Source organism: Gordonibacter sp. (assembly GCF_036667095.1).
Lineage (GTDB): Bacteria > Actinomycetota > Coriobacteriia > Coriobacteriales > Eggerthellaceae > Gordonibacter.
In genome coordinates this window covers 2,360-5,439 of record NZ_JAVWUP010000169.1, presented here as the reverse complement: position 1 = coordinate 5,439, position 3,080 = coordinate 2,360, and the positions used below count along the sequence as shown (strand labels likewise).

The window sequence follows — 3,080 nt, the reverse complement described above, 5'->3', positions numbered from 1 at the left end:
GTTCTTTCCCTCTTGCCCATCAAGCCGGTAGCACTGAAAGCAAGGCGAAAGACGAAGGGCGGCGAAAGACGGCAGGTCGTCATTTTAGAAGGAAGGAGATTTTGCATAACCACCTGTCACATACCAGCATAGCAGGTGGTGCATATCTCGCACGCTTCGCGTGTTCGGCAGGCTAAAGCCTTTACATCAAAACGGCCGAGCTACGAACTCGGCCGTTCCCACTTATGTACGGTAACCTCCATTAAGCTTTCGGGGCAGAAGGCGTTGCGGGAGTAGCGGAAACTTTCGGTGCAGCGGGAGCAACAGGGGCGGGAATCGGCTTCTCGCCCTTTAGGTAAGGCATAAGATCGCATTTGCAGTGTGGGCACTTCTTCATAACGATACCCGGAATGAGCTTAATCTCCTCACCGCACTCAGGGCAAAAGCTCCGCTCTCCATCAACGGACGCACCAGCAGGTCTAAAACACATAGCAGATCATCCTTTCAGAACCTGCTCGGACATAAAGCGCTACGCCCATGCCCGAGAAAAGATAATGAAACCTTATTTAAACTTGCACAGGGCAAGAGCACCCGTACCGATAAAACCGAGAACGCACATCACGATACCCGTGAACATCCAAGAGGACACGTCGGGACCGAGCAGTAAAGGAACCAGCCAAGTACCCAAGAACTGACCCAAACTTTGGACCAACATGAGCACACCCATACCGATGGACATGAGCTCGGGGCGGCCGAGAACATGGATGTAAGAAGTCAGGCACATAACTGGACCACCCAAACCGACGAGACCCATGACGATAGCACCTGCCCACATCAGCGGGCCAGTTTGGGTAAGCAGAATCAGCGTACAAGGCCCCATCACAAACAACGCGAACAGATACAGCGGCTTGCGGCGGCCCAACTTGTCAGACAAAGCTCCAAACAGCGGGGATGAGATAACAGCAAGCAGCATGGGAAGTGTACTGATGAAACCCGACAGCGTTGGCTCGACACCCTGCTGTTGCATGAAGGTAGGACCGAAGCCCAACACAGCCATAAGCGTCATGTTGAACACGAGGAAGGCCACGAGGAACAGTAAGATATTCGGCTTCACAAGGTCGCCGTAGTTAATCTTCTCTTCCGCAGGAGCCTCGGAGGCTTCTTCGAGCGCTTTTCGGGGATCCTTGACGACTACAGCAACAACGACTGCGAATACAACCGCAGCAACGGCATAGATGATCCAAACACCCACAAATCCGGTTGAAGAGTACAGCGTTGGTGTCAAAACGCCACCGACAACCGAGCCTAGGCAAACCCAGAGAGCCCAAATACCCGTTGCGGAGCCAATCTTATCGGGTGCGACGTACTTCTGCACCGCCAAAGGACCGCAGATGGTCACGAAGATAAAAGCCACACCTTCGATCGCCCTAGACACGATGAGGATCATGCCATTGCCTGCAAAGGCACCTAACAACGAGCCGGCGGCGATGATCGCGGCTGCAGCTAACAGCATTGTCTTCGGACCAAATTTCTTAGCAAGCGCACCCGTAGGAAGCGCCAAGATAATGCCGACGAACGTGAAGATAGACATGAGCCAAGAAGCGGAGTTCGCATCCATATTCATCTTCACCATAACATCGCCCATGACAACTGGAACTTTGAATTGGATCGTCGCTATCGCTGTTCCGAACAGAAGCATAACAACGGCAATCAATACCCAGTTTCCGTACTGCTTATTGGTTTTCATAAAGCCTTCCCTCCTCCTTACGTTTGATGAAGTGTCCTGCATTGCGTCAAAGAGCTGCAATGTTGTCTTGAACGATTTCGAAACGCTCCCCGCTAGGACCATGGAAGAACATGATCCGCAGTTGTGCCCCAGTGTCTCCAAAGGCAATGAAGACATCGGAATCCTTTTCGGACAACGGACGATCAAATTCCATGGGAGGATCGAACGGGCCCGCCTCGATGGCAACACCCGATGCGTTCAGATGTGCGACGAACTCATTCATATCATCCACGCGAAGCGCCAGATGGTTGAGGCATCGTCTGGCAGCATCGCACGTAGTCTTGTCTTCGCACTCAAGAAGCTCGAAGACAATACCCATCCCCTTAATCCACGCCATCTTGAGAGGCTTGTCCCCCTCCGTAGCGTCTGCCCTGAACAGAATCCTGCAGCCAAAAATTTCCTCATAAAATGATATTGACTCGTCGATATCACGACAGTAGATACCTACATGCTGAAAGCCCAATTTCACGGTCCCCCCTCCCTTTTTTGCAAGCATCTGGTAATCGATAGAACGGGTGCGGCCGCTTTGGCGCAGCTACACCCGTTCTGGCGTCAGGCTACCGTTAGCCTTGATCGCTGGAGGTAGCAGCCATGACCTCGGCCACCGTGGCGTTCTTCATACGCAGCTCGCTGATGCATGCTACGTCGGACTCAAACTCGGTGACGCTCTTGATGCCACCCGAATAGACGTTGTCGGTTGCCGTGCGACGCTCGGTCAGCGCGACAGCTTTCTCAACATCATAGGGAATGAGCTGCTCCTTGGGAGGATTGGCTTTGGCGACCCAGTTAGGCATGGTTATGCTAGGATCGGGCATCGTCTCGATTTTGCGGACATCGCCATACTTCTCAACGAGTTCCTCAATGGGGCCGAAGTCCAGAGCACGCATAGGACAGGAGGCAACACACAGTGGCAGCTGGTCCTTTTCTAGACGATCGATGCACATAGTGCATTTGCTCATCTTGGTACCCGGCTTATCACTTGCGAACTTCGGAGCGCCATAGGGGCAGGCCTTAAAGCAGTTGCGGTCACCCTGGCATTTATCCTGATCAACTAAAACAGCACCATACTTATCCTCTTTGAAAATAGCACCGTTATCGCAGGCATCAACACATACAGGATTATCGCAGTGACCACAACTGAAGGCGAGGACACCGATAGACGTGAGCGGGAAAGTACCTTTTTCCCACATGTAAACACTCATCCATTTCTCTGGACCGGGAGCAATATCGTACCAGTCCTTGCAGGCCACCGAGCAAGCCTTGCAGCCGTAGCAGCGGCCTTGATCGAAGAAAAAGCCATACTGGGTCATGTTTA

3 protein-coding genes are annotated in these 3,080 nt (G+C 52.6%); all 3 read right to left on the bottom strand.

The features are described 5' to 3' along the window. Window positions 1-541: 541 nt before the first annotated feature. A complete protein-coding gene (locus RR842_RS11610; protein WP_332724628.1) occupies window positions 542-1,726 on the bottom strand; it encodes an MFS transporter in 1,185 nt (394 codons plus the stop codon). A 46-nt stretch (window positions 1,727-1,772) separates the two neighbouring features. Beyond that, complete coding sequence (locus RR842_RS11605; protein ID WP_332729820.1) at window positions 1,773-2,234, bottom strand: VOC family protein; 462 nt, start codon at window positions 2,232-2,234, stop codon at window positions 1,773-1,775. 94 nt (window positions 2,235-2,328) lie between these two features. Further along, a partial coding sequence (locus tag RR842_RS11600; RefSeq protein WP_332729819.1) for a 4Fe-4S dicluster domain-containing protein occupies window positions 2,329-3,080 on the bottom strand: 752 nt, incomplete at its 5' end.